At 72.0% G+C, this 20,822-nt stretch carries 9 protein-coding genes; 2 read left to right on the top strand and 7 right to left on the bottom strand.

Annotated elements, in window-relative coordinates:
- Positions 1-38 precede the first annotated feature (38 nt).
- Positions 39-749, bottom strand: coding sequence for a hypothetical protein (locus tag AB0J71_RS23925; protein ID WP_364416051.1), 711 nt, complete (start codon positions 747-749; stop codon positions 39-41).
- Positions 750-1,025: 276 nt separating this feature from the next.
- A complete protein-coding gene (locus AB0J71_RS23920; protein ID WP_364416049.1) occupies positions 1,026-3,158 on the bottom strand; it encodes a hypothetical protein in 2,133 nt (710 codons plus the stop codon).
- Between the two features lie 273 nt (positions 3,159-3,431).
- Here AB0J71_RS23920 and AB0J71_RS23915 point away from each other — a divergent pair, with 273 nt between their 5' ends.
- Both AB0J71_RS23915 and AB0J71_RS23910 read left to right on the top strand, forming a co-directional pair.
- Positions 3,432-3,788, top strand: a complete 357-nt coding sequence (locus AB0J71_RS23915) for a hypothetical protein (protein WP_352324262.1) — start codon at positions 3,432-3,434, stop codon at positions 3,786-3,788.
- 274 nt (positions 3,789-4,062) lie between these two features.
- Positions 4,063-4,389, top strand: a complete 327-nt coding sequence (locus AB0J71_RS23910; protein WP_352324263.1) for a hypothetical protein — start codon at positions 4,063-4,065, stop codon at positions 4,387-4,389.
- 132 nt (positions 4,390-4,521) lie between these two features.
- On the opposite strand, the gene AB0J71_RS23905 is transcribed toward AB0J71_RS23910, so the two are convergent.
- From AB0J71_RS23905 to AB0J71_RS23885, 5 genes are all read right to left on the bottom strand, one after another.
- Complete coding sequence (locus AB0J71_RS23905; RefSeq protein WP_352324264.1) at positions 4,522-5,379, bottom strand: phosphotransferase; 858 nt, start codon at positions 5,377-5,379, stop codon at positions 4,522-4,524.
- A gap of 215 nt (positions 5,380-5,594) precedes the next feature.
- Entirely contained in the window at positions 5,595-7,109 is a 1,515-nt protein-coding gene (locus tag AB0J71_RS23900) for a hypothetical protein (protein ID WP_364416047.1), read from the bottom strand.
- A gap of 18 nt (positions 7,110-7,127) precedes the next feature.
- Positions 7,128-18,602 carry a hemopexin repeat-containing protein gene (locus AB0J71_RS23895; RefSeq protein ID WP_364416045.1) on the bottom strand — a complete coding sequence of 3,825 codons (11,475 nt, stop codon included), beginning with the start codon at positions 18,600-18,602 and terminating at the stop codon, positions 7,128-7,130.
- A 326-nt stretch (positions 18,603-18,928) separates the two neighbouring features.
- Complete coding sequence (locus tag AB0J71_RS23890) at positions 18,929-20,263, bottom strand: protein kinase (RefSeq protein WP_352324267.1); 1,335 nt, start codon at positions 20,261-20,263, stop codon at positions 18,929-18,931.
- 61 nt (positions 20,264-20,324) lie between these two features.
- Positions 20,325-20,816, bottom strand: coding sequence for an SRPBCC family protein (locus tag AB0J71_RS23885; protein WP_352324269.1), 492 nt, complete (start codon positions 20,814-20,816; stop codon positions 20,325-20,327).
- Positions 20,817-20,822 lie beyond the last annotated feature (6 nt).

The raw sequence follows: 20,822 nt of genomic DNA, 5'->3' as shown, positions 1-20,822 counted from the left end.
CGGAGCGCGGCGCCTGGCCGGCGCGGCCGCCGACGGCCTCACCAGCAGGTCAGGTCGGGGTTGGGGGAGGGGCCGCAGGGGCCTTGGTTGCCGCCGCCGTCGGCGACCGTGCCCGGGGGCGCCCAGATCAGATGGCCGGCGTTGCCGGTGCCGACGTTGTTCCTCAAGGTGACCGGAGGGGTGACAGCCAGGCGCGACGCCAGGTGGATGCCGCCCTGGACCACCTGCCCCTGACGGTCGACGAGACCGCTGGGGTTGTGGCCGTTGCCGACGAACACGTTGTCGGAGACGGGATCGGGACCGGCCCGGTTGCTCCCGTACGAGTTCTCCACGAACATGCCGACGGTCTTGTTGCCGTTGAACACGTTCCTGCGGACGATGCGGTGCTTCAGCATGGAGCTGGAGTGCAGGCCGCCCATGGGGAAGGCGTCGAAGACGTTGCGCGTGAAGACGCCCCGGTCCGTGGCGCTGACGGTGAGGACGGCGCCGCCGTAGTCGATGTAGATCGCGTAGGTGAAGCCGGTGATCGTGCCGTTGCGGACCGTGGTGCCCTGCCTGCCGGTGGCCTTCAGCCCGTTGCCGGTGCCCGAGCCGGTGATCGTGTGGCTGTTGAGGTCCAGGTCGACGTCGTCGGCCCCGATGGTCAGGGCGCCGGCCGGGCAGGTCAGGTCGGCGGTGAGCGTGGTGTCGGTGGTCAGGACGTCACCGCAGGCCACCGCCGTGGTGGTCGCCTCCGCGGGGTTCGCCACATCAGGGTGGCCGATAAGAGGAGCAGGCACGCGGCCGCCCCGCGCGCGATCGCCGCCTTGGGCGCTCCGGGCATGATGATCTCCTGTCAGTCCATGGAACAGGGGGTCGTGATCAGAAGCATGCGCGAGATGATCCATGTGCAGGAGTCACTCGATCGCGACCGGCGAGTGGGAAAACTGTGGCCGCCGCAGATGTAACGCATCGCACCGGTCCAAGCGCGGCTGCAGGGCGGCGCTCGAGGTGGTGCCGGGGCTCGTCCGGTCCGCCGGCGCACGTCAGCGCGGCGGCGGATCGGAGCGTTGGCAGCCGTTGGCGAGGGTTGCTCGGAGCCGGTCGTGCTTGAACTGGTATCTGGCTCCGGCGGTGCGCAGCACATGACGCCGGCGGGCGTCTTCGAGGAACCGCATCCCGCGCAGCGGGAACAGCCGCCGCATGCGGAGCTGGGCGAAGAGCAGGCCGGTACGCCAGATGTCGGAGATCGCCGCGACGGAACCGAGGGTGATCATGATGCCGAACCCGGCGGCGGTGACGATCCCGGCCGGCACGCCGTGGGTGCGGCCGTTCTGGAAGCCCAGCGCCATGCTGATGGGGATCGCGGCGCTGCAGGCCACCAGCAGGGCGCGCCGGCGGTCCAGGCGCCAGCGCATGAGGGGAGTGGGCGGGGTGTCGATGTCGGCGATCGGACGGGCCACGGCGACCATGAGCCCGAACCCGAAGGCGGCGATCAGCCCGGCGAACGTTCCGTGCAGCGGCGTCTTGCTCAAGCCGTAGGCCAGCCCGATCGGCCCCCCGATGGCCGCGGCGGCCAGCAGGTCGACGCCGCCCGGACGCAGCCTGCTCCACCAGGAACCGGCGCTGTACGTGGGGCGGATGCGGGTGGCCGCGTGCCCGGCGACGGCCGCCGCGACGATCCCGGCGGCCAGGCCGTACGGATAGGCGCTCTGGTTGCCCACGGCCATGGTCACCACCACGAAGATCGCCAACCCGGCTGCGGTGTTGAACGCCGGGCGAGGCCGTCGGTGCGGCGGCCGGGCGGGCCGTCCGCCGAATGCGGCGCCGAGCCTGTCCGCCCAGCCAGAGCGGGGATCGCGCAGTTCGGAGACCAGGCCGGCCAGTAACCCGAAACACCCGCCCATGAGGGCGCCGTACCACACGCCGAACGCCGTCCCGGTGTCACCGGCGACCGTGTACTGCCCGATCGGGCCGAACACCACGGCGCCGATCCCGCTCGTCAGCAACATTCCGGCAAGGGCGTTGATCAGGCAGCGCTCCCACATCGGCGCCCAGTGGTGCATCTGCCACCATGCCAGGTCGCCGCGGCCCATCCGGGCGGCCAGAAAGCTGAGCCATCTGCGAGCCTGCTCCGCCGAAGGGCCGGACCGGTGTGGCGGGTAGGTGGCGGGAACGACGCGATCGAGCAGGAAGTCCTCGGCCTGCTCGCGCGTGGTGAAGCGGCCTGGCCGGAGCAGGCCGGCGGCGGCCTGCGGGTCCTCCCGCAGGAGGGTGAGCGTCAGTGGCGTGTCCAGCGCCTGGCTGACCGGGTCGTCGGGGTGTTGTCGGAGACGGTCGATCAGTCGGCTCATGGCGTCGTCGTCGTCGCCGGCGAGCCGGTCGGGCTGGTGGTCCTGCAGATATCTGACCGCCTGCTCGGCCGCGACCGGGAGGAGCTCCACCGCCGCGGCGCCGTGCAGCGGGCCGGTCCTGGCCTGTACGGCGGCGCTGAAGTCGTCGGTGCGGGCCAGCACCAGGAGCCGGAAGGAACGGCGCTGCCGATTGACGTGGTGCAACGCCTCGATCTGGCGAGGCTCGTCCATCTCGTCGAAGCCGTCGAGGAGGAGCGAGACCATGCCGTGGCGGACCAGTCCGCCCGCTGCGTCCGGGCCGTATTCGGGGGAGGTGAGGAAGTCGTAGGCGGTGGCCAGTTGCCGGGCGAACCAGTCGCTGAGACTGTGGCGCCGGGGATCCCAGTCGCAGGCGTTCAGCAGCACCGGAACCGGCGTGCCCATGGCCTGCTGAGGGGTCAGGCGGACCCGGTGATCCAGCGCCTCCAGCAGTAACAGGATGGCTGTCGCGCTCTTGCCGGTGCCGTAGTGACCCATGACGACGATGCGGCCGGAGCCCAGCCCCGCGTACAGGTCGAACAACCCGGCAAGCCCGCCGCCCTCGACCGCCTGCGCCGTCGCCTGCTGGACGCCGGGCAGCGGCGTGAAGCGGGGCCGCCGCGGGTCGTCGAGGGCCACGCGCAACCGGCTGGCGACGGGCCGGGAGGTGCGCACCCAGCGCGGGGGGATCGGCGGCGGGTTGTCCAAGCCGCGATCGGCCGCCTCGTCCTCCCACTGCACCCGCAGCTTTCTCGCCAGCGCGTTGGCCGCCTTGGCCAGCCGGACGCCATCCTCGCCCTCGGGCACGATCCTTGACAGGGCAACGTCGTCCGGGCCCGGGCGACATCGTTCCTGAGCGAGATCAGGGGAAGACGCAGCCATTTCCGGACACCTTTCCTCCGGCGGGCCGGATTCGGACTCCTCCTTCATATCACGTGCGATGTCCGCCGTTTCATTTCTGCCCGCGGCCATCGGGACAAAGGCGCTGCGAATGGGGACGGCGACGGTGTCGGACACCCTGGATTCGGCGAGCACGGTTTTCGCCGGGCCGGTGGTGGCGGTTCCGCGCATTGTCCACGCATGGTGAGCGCGGCGCGCGAGGTCGAGGAAGGCCGCGTGCTCGGGGTGCTCGACTTCCAGCCCTGCCCGGACGAGCACGGAAGAGATCAATGTCTGGCGCGGGAAATGCCGCTCTTTGCGCCAGTGTCCAATGGTGGAGGCACTCAGGTCCAGCGCCCTGGCCAGGTCGACGTCCAATGGCTTCCCGTCGGCGTCACGGCGGGCCTGCCAGCGTTTTCCCTGTTCGGAGCGCCGGGCCGCCTCATATACGTACCCGAAGAAGCGGCCGAAGAACTCGGCGATCGCATCATCTTCCGCCCTCGGTGTCCGATTGGTTCCGACCATGCCTTGTTCGACCTCCTGGTTCTCGATGGGTAATTCACGGCATTTTCCAGCTCCACCGTATCGCGTCCCGGCACCGCTCCTCCCGCGCGATTGCATGTGCAATGCAATTGTGTTGGGCCAGGTCGCAGGCCTTGCCATTTGCATTTGAGGTCATTTCTGTGGAATGGCTTTACGGTTCGAGTCAAGCGATGATCTCCTTTCCCGGGACACGATCGTGGCGGCCGGCCAATAGCGCCATCCGGGCGATTGACACGCTCGGCCGTCGGCGAAGCCGCCGGCCGCCTGAGAACACCAAGGGAGAATCACCATGCAGAGCACCAGGAAAGTCAGATGGGCCGCCTCGTTCGCGGCGGCGGCTCTCGCCGGCAGCCTCACGATGACGGCATCCGCCTCTGCCGAGGCCGCCGTCACAGCGCCGTGCGGTCTCAGCTACACGACGGGCGACGTGCCCGGCGGCCCCCTGAAGATCGTCTACTACACGATCCGCAACTGCCACGCCTACACGGTCAAGCGCAAGCTGGACATCGCCGGAACCACGGACGAGCCATGTCTCACCATTCCTGGCGGAGGGACCGTGTCAAGGACGCGGGTCATCGCGGGCTGGGCGGGCGTCAGGGGGATGAAGCCCTGCTGAGTCCGCGCACCGGGCGCTGACAAGCGTGACGCGTGCGCCTCCGGGGGCGGCCCGCGGCCGGGCCCGTCCCTGGAGGCGCCGTCGGAAGCAGCGCCGGTGGGGCGTTCCCAGCCCAGCGCCCACGGGCGCGGCTCAGTGGCCGCCACCGGCGGCGTGCTCGCGGCGGTCGAGGTGGGCCCGCAGCTCGGCGAGCCACTCCCGGCCCCTGCTGCGCCCGTCGGGGAGCTGGTCGTCGCGGTCCCAACGCCAGGAGACCGCGAGGGCGAGGCTGAGGATCCGGCACTCGGCGAGCAGCCCGGAGTCGGCGCCCGGGTAGTGCGCGGCGACGTCCTGCGGGGCATGGGCCAGGTCGAACTCGACGGGGCCGCGGCAGGCGGTCTCCAGGTCGATGAAGAGCGGTCCGTCCACGGTGGCGAGCAGGTTGCCGGGGTGCGGTTCGCCGTGCAGGAGCTGTTGCCGCGGGCCGCGGCCCAGGATCGCGCGGCTGATTCCGCGGAGGGTGCCGGTCAGCAGGGCACGTTCCGCGGCGCCGAGGTCCGGGCTGACCGCGGGGTCCTCGACGACCCGGAGGGCGTCCTCGACCCGGTCGGTGAACGGCGGTGCGGGCGAGTCGATGCGGCGCAGGCCGGCGTGCAGCCGGGCCAGGGCGTCGGCGTAGGCGGCGGGCGGGTGGTCCTCAGGTGCGGCGGTGGGCTCGTAGTAGGTCCAGAGGGTGACGGCGAAGCCGTCGCGGACATGGACCCGGGGCTCGGCCCTCGGATCGAGACCCGCCACCGGGCTGCCGGTCCCGGCGAGGCGCCGGGCGAGCTCCACCTCGAAGTCCGGGCGGTGCGCGAGGGGCGCGACCCGGGCGAGGACGCCGCTGGGCCGCAGCCGGACGGCGATCCGGTTCGAGTTGTGCAGCACGGCGGTGTCGTCGGCGCCCAGGCCGTACTCCGCGGCCGTGTCGACGGCCGCGGCCACCGCCCGCGGGATCTCGGTGTCCTTCACGTGTTCGGCGCCTCTCCCTGCTGGAGTTGATGTGCGCGGCGCAGGGGGAGGCGGTCGCGGGGTTCGTCCGGTGGCCGGTGTCGCGTCAGCGCCCGCGGGCGGGCGGCTGCTTTCGCAGAAGTACGGTCACGCCTGTATCCAACACCACCCGGCTGGTTCGGCGCATCCGGTTTGTTGCCGGTGCCGGTGCCGGTGCCGGTGCCGCGGCCGCGGCCTCAGGTCCACGGGTTCTTGGTCAGGACGGTGGACGTGCTGCGAGGACGGTCGCCCGGCGGGGGAGTGGACGCCGGCGGGTGCACCTTGGTGGTCTTCACGAAGCCATCCAGATTGCCCTGCACGGTGATCTGCTTGTTCTTCTGCGCCTTCTTCTTGGCCGGGAGCTTCTCCTTGGACGTGGCCACCTTCTCCTTGACGACGGCCTTGGGGGTCGAGACGGTTCTCTGCCGCGGCGCCTGGGTGACGGGGGTGTCGATGGAGGTGGTGGTGATGATGCCCGACTTCGCCGACCTGCCGAAGAAGTCCTTCTCTTTCCCGACGATCCTGGTGCCGGATCCCTCGGTGATGTAGACCTTCTTCCCGGCGGCCTCCAGCTTCTCGGCGGCGGCGCGGAGTCTGGAGTGCACCCAGTCGGGAGCCGCGTCCGGAAAGACGTAACGCAGGTGACAGACCTGGCTCGGCAGGAGAAGCTTCTTGACGTAGTCGTTGAGCTGGGCGTCGAAGTCGTTGACGAAATCCTTGGTCGGGGTTTGGTTGGTGCCGTACCCCTTGTACTCGCAGAAGCAGAGTGCGGGCTCCGGCTCTCCGCGGGTGAAGACCAGCTCGATGCTGTCCACCGATCTCCCCTTGCTGGAGTTCGGGATGGCGATCGGCAGTTCGACGTCCTTGAGCAGGTAGTTGCTGCGTGCCGCCAGCGTCTTGTTGATCTGGAAGATGTAGCCGCGCAGCTCCGCCCATTCGACGGTGGCCGTGCCTTCGTCGATCGCCCTCAGCAGCCTGTCGATGTTCTCCCGCATCCACTCCAGCCTGCGGCCGTCGTCGAAGCCGTCCCGGTCGAGGACGGACAGCGCCTCGTCCAGCCAGGCGCTCGTCTCGGTGACCTGCTGCTTCGCGGGCACGGAGTCCATGCCCTTCTTCTTCGCCCCCGGCAGCACGTACGGCTCCGGTTGCGGGCGGACGGCGAGGAGGTAGGCGCGGACCGTCGCGGTGAGTTCGTCGACCGTCGGATCCGGGCCCTCGACGGCCTGCGTCTGCCGTTTGAGCAGAATCTTCGCCATCAGGGTCAGCTGCTTGAGCGAGAACTTCTTCATCGTCTGCGTGCCGGCCAGGGTGACGAGGTCATGCATCTGCTGGGCGTAGTCGTAGGACGACGACCCCTCTTCCGTGCCGGCCATGACGCTCTGCGCGAGTTCCAGAGCGCCGGTGCGCAGCTCGTCACTCGACGGCTTCTGCTTCTTGGCGGGCTTTGGCGGGTCCATGTCCAGGGTCGTGGTCGTCAGCGAGATGGACGGGGTCAGGAACGACAACGACTGCTTGGGCTTGGTGATCGTGCTGGGTTCGCCGTCCGTCGTCAGGACCGGCGTGATCGTGACCGGTGTTCTGTCGCCGCCGGTCGGGCCCGTGCCGGTGTCCGTGTCGATGGTGACGGGCACGCGGTTGGGCTGGACGTCGCCCTGGTTCTGGTTCGCCTTCTTCTTGTTCGGGGCGGACAGCGTCCTGGCTTTTCTCTTCATGGTCGTGATCCGTCCTGGTCAGCGGGCGCGGTAGAGGAGGGCGAGTCGCAGACCCGCCAGGGCGGAGCGGTCACCGGTGAAGGCGAGCACCAGGGGAGCGGTGGCGGGGAGTCCGGGGGTGGGCAGGAGGCGGCCGTCGACCAGCGGGTTGCCGTGCACAGCGAACTGGGCGGCGCCGGGCGTGGCCGGGTCGTACACCGGGTAGATGCCCGTGATCTGCGGGCTGTACAGGTCCGGCAGCAGGGCGGGGGACAGGGGAAGGGTGAGAGTGTCGGTGAACGACTCCCACTGCTCGGGGAACTCCGCGGCGACGTCGATGAACCGGGCCGCGTCGTACGGCCGCAGCAGCCCCTTCACCCCGGCCGCGAACGTCTCGCCACCGTGGTCCGCCTCGTACCGCAGCGTGATCCTGGCGTCGTGCAGACCGGCGGGGTGGTCGGCGGAACGCAGGCCGGGCAGTGTGAGACGCCAGGCGGAGACCGCGCCCGTGCCCTCGAACGGCAGGTAGCGGTCCTCGTCGTAACGCAGCTCGAACAGGCCGTTGTTCTCCCAGCCCTCGGGCGGTTGCGACAACGCGATCTGCCGGCCCGCCCGCCAGTCGGTACGCACGCTGCTCGGCGGCGTGCCGGTCGGGGTGAGCAGGTACTGCACGCCCTTCGGGTCCGGGGTCAGCAGGGTGTGGTGCGTGACCTGGGCGAGCGTGGCGTTGAGCGGCAGCGTCGCCCCGTCCGCGCCGACGAACGTGATGGCCATGGTGCGGATCTGGCGGCGGTAGTGGCCGGGGAAGTCGCGGTCGAAGAAGCCCTCGGTGAGCGCGAACTCGCAACTGCCGGTCGTGCGCAACGTGAGCAGCGCCACCGGATCCAGCTCCAGCAGCGAGATCTGCCGGGTGATCTCCAGCCGCCGCCCGTCCCCTGCCGTGTACGCCTGACCCAGCCGGTCCAGGTCGTGCGCGAGCAGCTGCCCGGCGAGCAGGCCCTTGCGCCTGCTGTCCCAGTGCGCGGGAGTGATCACGCCGCCGGTGGCGCCCCGCTCGTACTGGTAGGCGCGTTCGGCGGCACGGGCCAGGTCGGCCGCCATCCCGTAGGTCTGGAAGTACAGCCCGGCCAGCCGGCCCGACATCCACTGGTACAGGTCGGCGCCGGTGAACTTCTCCCGCAGGAACGCCGTCACCGTCTCCTGGTCGGAGATCTGCCGGTGCAGGATGTCCAGTTCGCGCCGCGCGATGGCCAGCCGCGCCTCGGCGCTCGTGACCTGGTGCTCGATCTGCGCGCTCTCGTTGGTGGCGATGGCGAGCTGCAGCTGGTTGTCCTGCATGGCCCGTTCCTGCTCCGCGCGCACGCCGAGCAGCTCGCCCAGGACCGACAGCCCCTCGCCCAGCGACTCGGCGATCCCGGCGACGCTGTCCAGGGCGTCGCCGATCTCGTCGCCGCCCGCCATCGTGCCCATGATGAACGGGCCGACCAGCACCTGCGGCGCGCCGTGCGCGGCGGAGGCGCCGATCCGCAGGCCGCTGGAGGTGAAGTGGGCGGTGGACGCGGCGGCCATCATGGTGAGCTGGGCGACCTGCAGCGGCGTGACACCGGCGTCGATCACCTGCTGGAAGTGGGCCATGCGCGCCCGCGCCCCGGCCAGCCCGGTCCGCAGGCCGGCGAGGGTCTCCTCGGCGTCGGTGATCTGTGCTGCCTTGACGGCGCGGGTGAGTTCGAGAATGCCTGACTCCTGGGTGGACTGCAGCAGGCTGAGCGCCTCGGCGTCCTGGCGCTCAAGCACGTCCTGCAGGTTCGCCCCGAACTGGCAGACCCGGTCGGTGAGCTCCTGCGCCCTGCGGTACAGGTAGGCGAACCGGTGCTGCGGCACCTCGGCGGCCGGCGTGACGCTCACGCCGTCGAGCTCGCCCGCGTACGCGCCCGCGACCAGCGTCATCGGGTCGATGGGCGGCTCGAACAGCGGCAGCGGCCGGCTGATGCCCATGATGTCCAGCGACGCCCTGATCTTGGTCAGCCGGTCGGCGACCAGATCCCAGTAGCCGAGCAGCGTGGTGTTGACCGGCGCGAAGAAGTACGGGTGCCCGATGCTGGCATGCACCCTGGCCAGCTCCCCGAACAGCTCGTCGGAGGCCGAGACCTTCTCCAGCTCGGCGAAGCCCATGGCCGCGTCCAGGGGCATCGGCCCCAGCTCCTGCGGACGCCGCCCGAGCAGGTCGTGGGCGAAGATGTACAACATCCGCGCCTCGTCCACGCTCTCCGGGGTGAAGCGCCGGTAGAGCTGGTCGCCCCAGTCGAGCAGGTTGTCGATGTACCCGGTGACCACCGCCCGCCGGTAGGCCACCGGCCGCAGCGCCGCGATCGTGTGCGGGTCGAAGGGATCGTCGCGGTACGCCTCCCGCAGGCTGTCCACGTCGCCCGTCGCGTCGTACACGCGGGGCAGCTCCATGGCGATCGCGAGCTCCTCACCCGGCGGCAGCGCGGCCAGCGCGGCGAGGTCCCTGCGCTGCTCGTCGGTGAGCGCCGCGCCGCCACGGAAGACCGGCACGAGCGAGTCGAGCAACGCGATCGCGCCGGCGAGGGCCGGATCCCCGTACGCCCGCAACGCGTCGGCCAGCGCGGCCGGGTCGGCGCCGAGGAAGGGCAGGAACCGCCACGGCTGACCGGGCCGCGTGGGGTCGAAGACGTACTCGTACCAGGTCCGCGCCTCGTCGAACCGCTGGGCGGCGTTGAGCGCCTGCGCGATCAGCAGCGGGGCGTGGAAGAAGATCTCCCAGTAGTAGATGCCGTTCGCGCTGGTGAAGTCCAGGTGGGAGCGGCCGGGCAGCCAGGCCTTCTTGACCCGTTCCGCGCGCACCTTGATCGTGACGGCGTCGGAGGCGCCGGTGTCGAAGGCGGGCAGCTCGTCGGTCTCCTGGGTGGAGGTGTCCAGCAGCGCGGGCACGCCGCCGGCCAGCAGGCGCTGGTTCAGCTTGTAGGCGGTGCTGGTGGTGAGCCTGACGATGTCGTGCGGCACCTCGGTGTACTCGTACGGGTGCGGCAGGCCGCCGCCCTTGGCGTACACGGCGTACTGGTCGCCGACGAAGAGGTACACCTCGGCGCTGGTCTCCAGGGCGCCGGTGATCCCGGCGGGCAGCTCGCCCCAGTTGCCCGCCAGGGGCCGCCACTTCCAGTCGCCGACCCTGGCGTACTCGCCGTCGCTGATCGCCCAGCCGCGGAAGACGGCCTCGACGGTGTGGTTGATCGTCTGCGGGTATCCCCGGTCGACCACCTCCGGGACGCTGTACCCGGGGCCGAGGGTGTAGCGGGCGAGCCTGGTGCCGCTGGTGATGAACAGGTACCTATCGTCGACGACCCACGCCGCGTCCACCGAGGTCCAGCCGGGCCCGTCGGACGAAGCGCCCTGCTGGCCCGGCGGGTCGTGCCGGACCGGCAGGTCGATCTTCCCCGGCCCCCGCCCGCCGCGTGACCCGCCGCGCGCCGGTTCGGGCGCGGCCATGGGACCCGTGGCGTCCGGTTCGGCGTCAGGATCCGGCTCGGCTCCCGGACGCGACGGGTCCCACGGCCGCAGCGGCTCGGTGAGCCCCCAGTGCCGGGAGATGTACTTGCCGCGCTCCGCGGTGTTCGACCCCGGCGCCATCCTGGTGAACCGGCCGCCCCGGCTGTTGGTGAAGAAGTAACGCGTGCCGTCGGGCAGCGCGACGGCGGCGTCCACGCGCACCCAGTCGGGCAGCCCGGTGGCCCCCTTGATCGGCGCCAGCGCGGCCGGCTCTCCCGCGGCCGGCAGGATCGGCCGGCACAGGAAGCTGCCGCCCTTGTGGTCCACGCTGAACCAGGAGCCCTCGCCCGTCCCGGAGCCGGCCGGCCGGTTGAACCAGATCACCGAAGCCGGGTCGATCCCGCCCGGCTCGTCGAAGATGGTCGTCACGTCTCCCGTGGGCGGCTGCACGGCGATCCCGGGCACGGGCACGCTGTACAGCTCGGGGGTGAGCGCGTACGACGTGCCCATGCTGCCGCCGCCCGCCAGCGTGGCCACGTACGAGGCGATGATCGCCTGGTGGTCGCCGCCGCCGGGCAGCGGGCCGGGCCGCACCGCGAGGGTGACGCCGAGGATCGGGATGTTCGTCGAGGACCCGGTGGCCAGCAGCTGCGCGGGCACCCACTCCTGGTTGAGGTTGACGTAGGAGTAATAGATCGTGACGGCGTGCCGTACCGGTGCGCTCACCTGCTGGCCGGTGCCCGACTCGACGACCGCGATGGTCGTGGTGCCGGTCCGCTCGGGTGGCAGGTCCTCGACGGTGGCCCAGAACACGAAGGTCCGGTCGAAGGCCCGTACGGGCTGGACGCGGTCGGCGTCGATGCGCAGGTCCACCTTCTGCCAGGGCCGCCAGGTGGCCGACAGCTTGTCGCCGTCGCGGAAGGTGGCCGTACGGCAGTAGTAGCGCCGTGGATCGCTGCGGGTACGCCCGAACAGGACCAGGTCGCGCGCCCCGGCGTGGGCGGCGTCCGCGTACCCGCCGGCGATCTCCAGCCGGGACACCTCGGTGTACTCGTCCAGGTAACGCTTGTACGCGCGCTGCGCGCCGGCGGAGGTGACGCCGCTCTGCAGCAGGTCGCTCTCCAGGTCGGCGAAGCCGGGCGTCTTGGTGTCACGCAGCTCGGGACGCAGGTAGTTCTCCGGATACAGGTAGACCCGCCGGTTGGCCTCCCACACCCGGTAGTTCTTCATCCAGGACCACCAGCGGCGCAGCCGCGCCCGTGTCTCCGGGGCGGCGAGGCCGGGGGCCTGCTCCAGGTCCAGCAGGCAGCGGTGCAGGTAGAGCTGCACGGCCGCGATCGCCTCGCGGATCCGCGAGGTGACGCCCTTGCCGCCCATGTCGACGTCGATGAGCTGCCGGTCGAACAGGTCGGTGGAGTCGGCCAGGCCGGGGTCGGCCGCGAGCACGACCGACAGCAGCGCGTCGCGCCGCAGGACGTTGTCGCGTTCGCCGGTCAGGCCGGGCAGCCTGGACGGCGGCACGCCGAGCTTGCGCGCGAGGGCGAACAGCTCGCGCGCCGCCAGCACGAAGCCCATGTCCGACGCCGACGGCATGGTGCGCTGCGCCCACATCAGCTCGGCCACGTCCCAGCCGAACAGGCCCGCCATCGTCTTGTACGGCTCCTTGTCCGCGGCCGTCAGGGCCTCGGCCGGCGCGGCGCCGAGCGCGGCGAAGCGGATGATCGTGAACAGGTCGGCGAGCCGGTGGTCGGCGCCGTCGCCGAAGCCCTCGGTGAGCGTGCGCACCAGGCCCGCGTCGCTGACGTACGTGTCGCCGCGCACCAGGTACAGCCGTCCGGCCAGGGTGAAGGCGGCGTCCACGCCGGACTCGAAGGCGGGCGGCACGGCGCCCCAGTCGTCCTTGATCGTCCGCGGGAAGCCGGGGTCGGCCAGGTCCAGGACGCCTGCCGGGTCCGGCCCGCCGTCCGTCAGGCCGCCGGCTTCGATCGTGTAGCGGACGTACTGGTCGCGGCGGAAGGCGTACACCGCCTCCTCGATGGCCACCACGGCGTCCACGGGGCCGTCGAAGGCGTTGCGCACCCGGCCCCACACCGGTGGCGGCGTGCCGGGGGCGTCGGCCCGCAGGTAGGCCGGGGCCGAGAACAGGTGGATGCCGTGGCCGGCGAATCCCGCGTCCACCCCGTCGAGGAACGCCTCGGGCAGCGGCGCGGGCAGGCCGAGGTCGTCGGCGAGCCGGGCGAAGATCGCCCGGGGGTAGCCCTCGTCGGGCCGGACGTACTCGTTGCCCGTGTAGCGGCTGTAGCGCTCGCCGGACAGCAGGTAGGTGCGCTCGCCGACGATCAGCGCGGCGTCGAGCGGGCCGCCCAGCGGACGGGTCCGTCCGGCGAGATCCTCGTAGCGGGCCTGGTAACCGGCCTCGTCGCCGCTGGCGAAGGCGGTGTCGAGCACCGCCTCCTGCCCGGCCGAGACCACGTGGCAGCGGCCGCCCATGAACAGGAAGAGGCTGCGCCGCCCGGTGACGGCGGCGTCCACGCCGGTCAGGGCGTCCTCGAAGGACTCGGCCAGCCCCGGAAACTCTTTCCGGAAATTTCGGGACATGGGCTTGGGGTAGCCGGGGTCGGCGTAGGCGTACTCCTGCGTGGAGTACCGCGCGTACCGGTCGCCGCTGATCAGGTACGTGCGCCCCGCCCAGGTGAACGCCGCGTCCACCCGCCGGAACGACTCGCCGGCCGGTCGGGTGAGCGGGCCGAAGGCGCCGTCGGCGTAGCGCCGGTACTGCTCGCCGAAGCAGAAGTAGGTCGCCCCGTCGCCGCCGACGTACGCGCTGGTCAGCGTGCCCTCGAAGCCCCGCCAGAGCCGGCCGATCGGCCGCGGCGCCGACCCGTCGGGCAGCGTGTACGTCAGCCCGGACAGCAGCACCAGCGAGTCGCCCACCGCCAGCACCGCCCGGGGCACCTCGTCGGCGTTCCAGTACGACGCGTCGGTGACCCGCGGATACCCGGGATCGGGCGCGGTGTAGTCGGGGCCCGAGTAGACCACGTACCGCATGAACCCGTTCTCGTCGGGCCGCTCGAACAGGTAGGTCGCCTGTCGCCACACGTACGCGATCGCGACGCTGGTCAGACCGCCCCACGTCGCGGCGATGGGGCGTGGCCGGCCGCCGTCCACCGTGTACTGCTCGCCGCTGAACAGGTAGGTGCGCCGGTCGCGCCCGGTGAACCCGGCCTCCACCGCGCCGAGCCCGCGCGGCCTGCCCCACGCCTCGGCGACCGGGTACTCGCGATCGACGAGCGTGTCGTAGCAGGCGTCGCCCTTGAACACGTACGTGACGCCGTCGGTGCCGCGCAGGACCGCGTCCAGGCCGGTGCGGAACCGCTCGGGCACCTCGCGCAGCAGCCTGGGCCTGGCCGGGCCGCTCACCGCGCCCAGCCCTTCCACCGACCCCTGCCGCCGCCAGCCGCCCGGCCCCTCGACGATCAGCTGCCCGTCCTCCACGAAGGCGCAGGACACCCCGGGCACGTCGTACGTCCGGTGCAGCGCGTCGGACACCACATGACAGGTGTGCTCGCGGAACAGGTAGACGTTCCCCCGATCGGCGAAGGCCGCGTCCACCGCGTCCAGCTCCGCCGTCAGCCTGCCCAGCCGCGGCTCCTCCTTCAGGTCGGAGAGCGCGCGCGGATACCCGAGGTCGGGCGTGGTGCCGGTGTAGCGGACGAACTGGTCGCCCGAGAACAGATAGGTGTGCTCGGCCAGTTGCAGCGCCGCGTCCACCCGCCCGGTGCGCACCAGGTTGTTGCGCGTCCGTCCCCAGAAGGCGGCCACCGGCGCGGGGTAGCTGTCGTCGGTCCTGCTGTAGTCGCCGCTGGAGTACCGCACGTACTGCTCGCCGGAGAACACGTAGGTGCGCCCGTCGCGCCCGATGAAGGCCGCGTCCACCGAGGCGAACGGCAGGCTGTCCCACTGCTCGGACAGCTTCCGCGGCGCCGACCACCAGCGCCGCCGCGCGTCGAACTCGACGTACTGGTCGCCGCGGAACAGATGAGTCCGCCCGTCGGCCGAGGTGAAGACCGCGTCGACCGTCGAGCCGAACGTGTCAGGCAGGTTCCACCAGTTGCCGGGCAGCGGCTGCGGAAAGCCCGCGTCAGGCTCGGCGTAGTCCGCGGTCGAGTACCGCACGAACCGGCCGCCGCCGAACAGGTACGTCTCGCCGTCCAGCACGAAGGCGGCGTCGACGCTGGTCAGGCCGCCCCAGTCGGGGGCGATCGCGCGCGGGTGGCCGAGGTCCACGCGCGAGTAGTCCGTGCCGGAGTACCGCAGGTACGTCCCGCCGCTGAACAGGTACGTCCGCCCGTCCAGGCCGACGAACGCCGCGTCGACCCGGCCGCTGGGGAACGCGGCGGGCATGTTCCCCCACCGCTGCGTGGTCGGCACGATCCGCGCGTCGCCGGTCAGCGCGACGGTACGGCCGTCCTTGAACAGGTGGACGACGCGGCCCGCGTCGGCGAAGGCCGCCTCGATGTCGCGCTCGAACTCGGCGGGCACGCCGGGGAACCGCGTCTCGATCTTCACCGGGTAGCCGTCGTCGGCCTGCGCGCCCTCGTTCTCCAGTGACGCCGTGTGCAGGGCGACGCGGTCGCCGCGGAAGACGTACACGCCGGTGGGGTCGGCGTACGCGGCGTCCACCAGCCCGTCGAAGCCGTGCCCGTCGAACCCCGGCGCGCCGGGCTCCTCCCCGTCGCCGGCACCGGCCCCGCGCCAGAACCCCGCCTCGTCGCCGAAGGCGTGGAACGCGCCGTCCCGCCCGAAGAAGCCGGGCTCGCCGAACTCCGCCGCGGGACGCGGGAACCCTTCGTCCACCACGCCGAAGTCGCCGGTGGAGTAACGCACGTACTGGTCTCCGCAGAACAGGTAGGTCCGCCCGTCGTCGTCCACCAGCGCGGCGGTGATCTTCCCGCCGCCGGCGAAGTCGTCGCGGAAACGTCCCCAGGCCTGCTCGTGGGCCACCCATCGGGTGCCGCCGGGCTCGCGCACGTACGCCCGCGCGCCGCTCACCAGCCAGTCGGCCCCCGCTGGGTGCCGGAACGCGGCCTCCACCCGGGTCAGACCCGGCACGAGCGTGGCCAGCGGCGCGGTGGTGGTGAGCGTTCCCTCGTGGAAGCGCCAGTACCGGTCGCCGCGGAAGACGTACACGTCTCCGTCCGCGCTCTCCAGCACCGCGTCGATGCCGTCGGCCTGGTCGGGCAGCGCCAGCGGCTCGGGGTAACGCCCGGCCAGCCGCAGGTCGGCGAAGGCGAGCGCGACCCGGCGCTCGTCCAGGCCGAGCTTGGCGGCCAGCCGGGCGAACGCCCTGATGCGCCGGTACGCCGTCGTCGGCGGCTGCAGCAGGTCGGTCAGCTCGGCGCCGGCCCCGGCGCAGATCGCGGTGACGACCGTGGCGGGCACGCCCAGCCTGTCCTGCGCGACCGCCAGCAGCGCCGCCGCCTGGGCCTCCTCCTGCGTGACGAGCACCGCCTCGATCTCCGCGACGGCCCCCTGGGTCGCCACGGCGACCGCGTTCAGCAGGCCGAAGACCTGCGCGCTGTAGTCGGCGACGCCCGGCAGGTAGAACTCGACCACGCTGTTGGGCTCGGCGAAGAACGCCAGGCGATCCTCGGGCACGGCCAGCTCTTCGTCCAGGTCCCCGCCCTGGATCAGCGCGTCCAGCACGCCCTGCGCCCCGGCCTCCTCCAGCCCGAGCGCGAGCAGCGACTCAGGGGCGAGCCGGTAGGGCCGCTGCTCCTCCGCGACGGCCCGCAGCCGCTCCTCGACGACCGGATCGTCCCACTCGCCCGCGTCGATGATCCGCCGTCCGACGGCCGGCTCGGCGATCTCGACGAAGGCCTCCGGCGGGAAGAGGCAGACCCGCGCCCACAGCTCGGCGACCTGCTCCTGCATGATCGCCAGAACGTCCGCCTTGTACGGCTCGAACTCGGCGGAGAGCGCGAAGTCCTCCGCCGCCAGCTCGGCCACCGCCTCCTTGTCGCGGTAGTTCCCTTCGCCGTCGATGAACCCGTTGTACTTCAGGTTCGCCAGCAGCCCGTCGGGCGCCGCACCCAGCTCGATCTTCAGCGGCTGCGTCAGATAGGCCTGGCCGCCGGCCCTGATCAGCTCGACGACGTCGGCCGCGACGTCGCCGAGGTCGGCGTTCAGCTCGCCGACGGCGGCGTCCAGCACCACGCCCTCGGCGTCGATGTAGCCGTTGTAGACGAGGTTGTCGTACAGCTCAGCGCGCTGGGCGATCGACAGCCCGGTCAGCTTCTCCAGGTGCGACGGATAGCACATGTCGCCCAGGTCGCCGAACAGCTCGGCAACCTTGTCCCGGTACGCGGAGAAGTCGGTGGCCAGCTCCGACGGGACCTCGACCAGCTCGCCGTCGGCCGTGAGGTTGCCGCGGAGCACCAGGTTGGTGAAGATCTTGACGGCCAGCCGGTCACCCAGCCCCAGCCCGGCGAAGTCGGCCGGCGTGATCTGCGCCGCCCCGATCAGGGCCGCGTACGCGTCGGCGGGCCCCTCCCAGATCGCCCGGGACGCGCGCTCGCTGAACCGGTCCGACACGAACATCCGCGGCCCCGGCGCCACCAGCGCCAGCGCCTCGCCGAGCGCGGCGGCGAACTCCTCCTCGCCCTCGACGGGCTCGCCCGGCACGGCCTCCGGCGCCGGCCCGCCGGCGAACTCGGCCAGGTCCTGAACCGACAGCCCGCCGTCGCGCATCCACCGCACCACCAGCGGCAACGCCTGCGCCAGCCATAACCCCGCCCCCGCCGCGGGCATGGCCAGGATCCGCCTGCAGTCGCCCCTCCTGCGTGGCGTCGCGAACGGCATGGTGAACGGCACCGCGAACGGCACGGTGATCGATCCGTCCAGCAGCCGCAGCAGGTCGAACAGCTCGTCCGCGGTGAGTCCGAGCACCGTCATCAGCCGCGCCGCCCGGTGCAGCGCCGACGGCCCGGCCTCGCCGGTGACCACCTCGGCGAAGCGCGCACGCAGCCGCTCCAGCTCCGCGGCCCCGATCCCGAGCGCCTCGGCCGCCGTGACCCCGGCGAACGTACGGACCTCCAGCTCGGCCGGCATCGGCGCGGCCAGGCTCACCGTGACGTCCATGGGCAGCCCGAGCGAGCGGCTGACGTGCACGGCCGCGGCCAGCACGCCCAGCGCCGCCGCGTCCAGCCGGTTCTCGCAGCAGCCGCTGAGCACGAGGTCCAGGTCCTGGAACGCCAGCCCGGCCCGCCGCGCCAGCCGGACGAACCGGTTGAACCGGTCCAGCCAGGCGAGCAGCTCGGCGCCGCCCGGCAGGCTCAGCCGCCCGCCGGCCACGCTGACGGCCGCGCCGCCCTGCCTGACGAACGCCGCGCCGAGCACCCGGGTCAGCTCGACCTCCGACAGCCCCGCCGTCCGGCGCAGCCGCGCGGCGTCCGCCAGCACGCCGAGCTGCTCGGTCTTGCCCGCCGCGTCCTTTCCCACCTGGAAGGACGCCCGCAGCTCGGCCTCCACCGGCCGGGCGGCCGTGACCACGCCGACCACCTCGGGCGACAGGCCGAGGAACCGTTCAGCCAGCTCGGCCGCCTGCGCGCCGAACAGCCGCGGAATCTCGTCCCGCCGGACGTCGTGCCTCGTCAGGAACGTTCCAAGCTCTTCGTAGGCCAGGTTGAACGGCTTGTCGAAGGGGAAGGGCATGGCCTTCATGCGCTCGTACGGGTCCGGGGCCGCCAGCCGTTCGAGTATCTCGACCACGATGTCGATGTAGGGGAGCTCGGTGGTGGTGTGCTCGGCGTCCAGCGGGATCTCCCGGATGTCGGGCCGCCGCTCGTGCAGCCGCGCCCCGTCGGCGTCGACCTCCTCGTCCAGCAGCCGCAGCAGATCGGCCAGGTAGGCCGCCGGTGAGTTCACCGTCCGCGCCTCGTCCCCCGGCCGGAAATCCAGTTCACCGAACAGCAGCTGGTAGTTGGGCAGGCTGTCGCCGACTCGCATGGGAAAACCTCCGAATCGCGGGCGCGCAGGGCAGGCCGGCGGCGCCGCGTACAGGTGAAGTCGTCTTCCGGAGATGAAGAATGGGGGTCGACAGCGGGAAGGACCGTTGTGCGGTGAATCCGTCGTCGTCCCGGTAGCCGCCCCCCCTTGGCGCGACCGTCAGCGGCCAGGGCCCCCACAGCACTGGCTCAAAGCGCCGCCCGGCCTCGTCACGGCAACGCACCGGACAGGGACAGGCAGTAGCAACAATGCATCGACTTCAAAGTCAGGTCAATGCATGACGACACCGGAGATTCCGCCAATTTCATCGCGCGCTGGTCCGCGCGTCAGCACATCGACGGGATGCAGGTGAACGGGTTCTCCAGCGGGGACGGCTGCTGCGGCTGGGCGGGCGGCTGGGTGGTCTGCCGAGGCGGCTCGCGCGTGGGCTCCGGCGGTTTCTCCGTGTTCCTGGCAGGCGTCGGGTGGGGCGCCGAGCCGTCGTCGACGCGGCTGCTCACCGGGTCGCCCGTCCTGGCCGGCCGGGTCGCGGGGGCCGAGCTCCCGGGCCGGGCCCGCTGCGTGGCCGGCGGGGACGACGTGGCCGGCGGGGACGACGTGCGCCGCGCGGTGCTCCTGGCCTCCTGCGGCGAGGCGGTGACCGCGGCCGGAGCCGAGGTGGTGATGCCGGCCGACGGGGGCGCGACCGAGCCGATCGTGGCCGGGGGCGGCGCGGGCGGGCCGTCCCCGAAGAACAGCACGCCGCCCGCGACGAGCAGCGCAGCCGTCGCGGCGGCCGCCGCCGGCAGCGCGCGCCGCCGCCCCCGACCGGCCTGAGGCTCCGGCGGCGGGGGAGACCCGGCGGCCGGCTCCGGTACGAACGCGCCCGAGGTCAGCCCGGCGACCAGGTCGTCGGCGCTCGGCCGCGCGGCCGGGTCCTTCGACAGGCCGGCGGTGACGAGCCGGAGCAGGACGCCGTCCAGCCCGGAGACGGCCGGCTGCTCGTTCAGGATGCGGTTGATCACCGCGGGGGTGGAGTCGGCGCCGAACGCGGGCCGCCCGGAAGCGGCGAACACCATGGTCACGGCCCAGGCGAAGACGTCGGCCGCGGCCGTCACCTGCTCGCCGCCGAGCTGCTCGGGCGCCAGATAGGACGGCGTGCCCATCAGCGGGCCCGTCGAGGTGTTGCCCGGCGCGTCCAGGGCCCGGGCGATGCCGAAGTCGATGACGACCGGGCCCTCGGGCCCCATGAGGATGTTGGCCGGCTTGAAGTCGCGGTGGAGCACCCCGGCCCGGTGGATGGCGGCCAGCGCGGCGGCGGTGCTGATCGCCAGCCGTTCCAGCGCGGCCCCCTGCCGTGGTCCCTCGGTGGCGACCAGGTCACGCAGCGAGGGGCCGGGCACGTACTCGGTGACGATGTAGGGCCGCCGGCCCGCCAGGTCGGCGTGGAGCACGGGCGCGGTGGAGAACCTGGCCACCCGCTGGGCGATCTCGACCTCCCGCAGGAACCCGGCGCGCGCGCCCGGATCGGTCAGCAGGCCGTTGTGCAGCAGCTTGACGGCCACCTGCCGGCCGGAGGGGGCGCGTCCCAGATAGACGACGCCCTGGCCGCCCTCGCCGAGCCGGGCGACGAGCTCGTACGGCCCCAGCGTGCGCGGATCGTCCTCCACCAGCTGATCCATCTGGCTCCCTGCGACACATGAACGGACAGGACAAAACGATGGTGCAATGATGCCTGTTCCTTCAGGCTGACAGGCCGCTCGGGTGGGCGTCGGCGACGAGGCCGAGGACGACGTCGTGCTCCAGCAGCGCCTTGAGGGCGCTGATCAGGAACGTGAAGCCGCCGGTGGAGTCGGTCACCTGCTGGACGAGCTCGTCGCCGGTGCCGGTGAACCCGGTCTCGGTGACCTGGACGTAGGTGGTGTCGTCGGGCATGGGGATGAAACGGAACTCGACCGTGGTGGGGGCGTCGGGCGAGTAGTTGCCCCAGGTGAAGCGGATCCGGCGGTTCTCGTCCACCTCTTGGACCGAGGCTCGGGTCGACGCCCCGTACATCTCCCATTCCCAGGTCAGCTCGGCGCCGGGGGTCATCCTCCCGCTGCTCCTGGTGTACCAGATCTTGCTCGTGACGGCGGGGTCCACGATGGCCTGGAACACCTCGCGGGCGGGGCGGCGGATGAGCATGCCGACCTTCACCGAGGGGATCGTGGTGAGCTCGAACGTCCGTGCGGACATGCGCTG

Origin of the sequence: Nonomuraea sp. NPDC049637 (assembly GCF_040675235.1) — a bacterium.
In the GTDB taxonomy this organism is placed as follows: Bacteria; Actinomycetota; Actinomycetes; order Streptosporangiales; family Streptosporangiaceae; genus Nonomuraea.
Note: the sequence above shows the minus strand (reverse complement) of the source record. Positions and strands in the feature narration are given on the sequence as shown.

What these genes read in the sequence shown, in the direction of transcription:
- AB0J71_RS23915 (WP_352324262.1), top strand. Translation starts at nt 3,432, where the DNA reads ATGGTGAGCGCGGCGCGCGAGGTCGAGGAAGGCCGCGTGCTCGGGGTG.
- AB0J71_RS23910 (WP_352324263.1), top strand. Translation starts at nt 4,063, where the DNA reads ATGCAGAGCACCAGGAAAGTCAGATGGGCCGCCTCGTTCGCGGCGGCG.
- AB0J71_RS23900 (WP_364416047.1), bottom strand. Translation starts at nt 7,109, where the DNA reads ATGAAGAGAAAAGCCAGGACGCTGTCCGCCCCGAACAAGAAGAAGGCG.
- AB0J71_RS23895 (WP_364416045.1), bottom strand. Translation starts at nt 18,602, where the DNA reads ATGCGAGTCGGCGACAGCCTGCCCAACTACCAGCTGCTGTTCGGTGAA.
- AB0J71_RS23890 (WP_352324267.1), bottom strand. Translation starts at nt 20,263, where the DNA reads ATGGATCAGCTGGTGGAGGACGATCCGCGCACGCTGGGGCCGTACGAG.
- AB0J71_RS23885 (WP_352324269.1), bottom strand. Translation starts at nt 20,816, where the DNA reads ATGTCCGCACGGACGTTCGAGCTCACCACGATCCCCTCGGTGAAGGTC.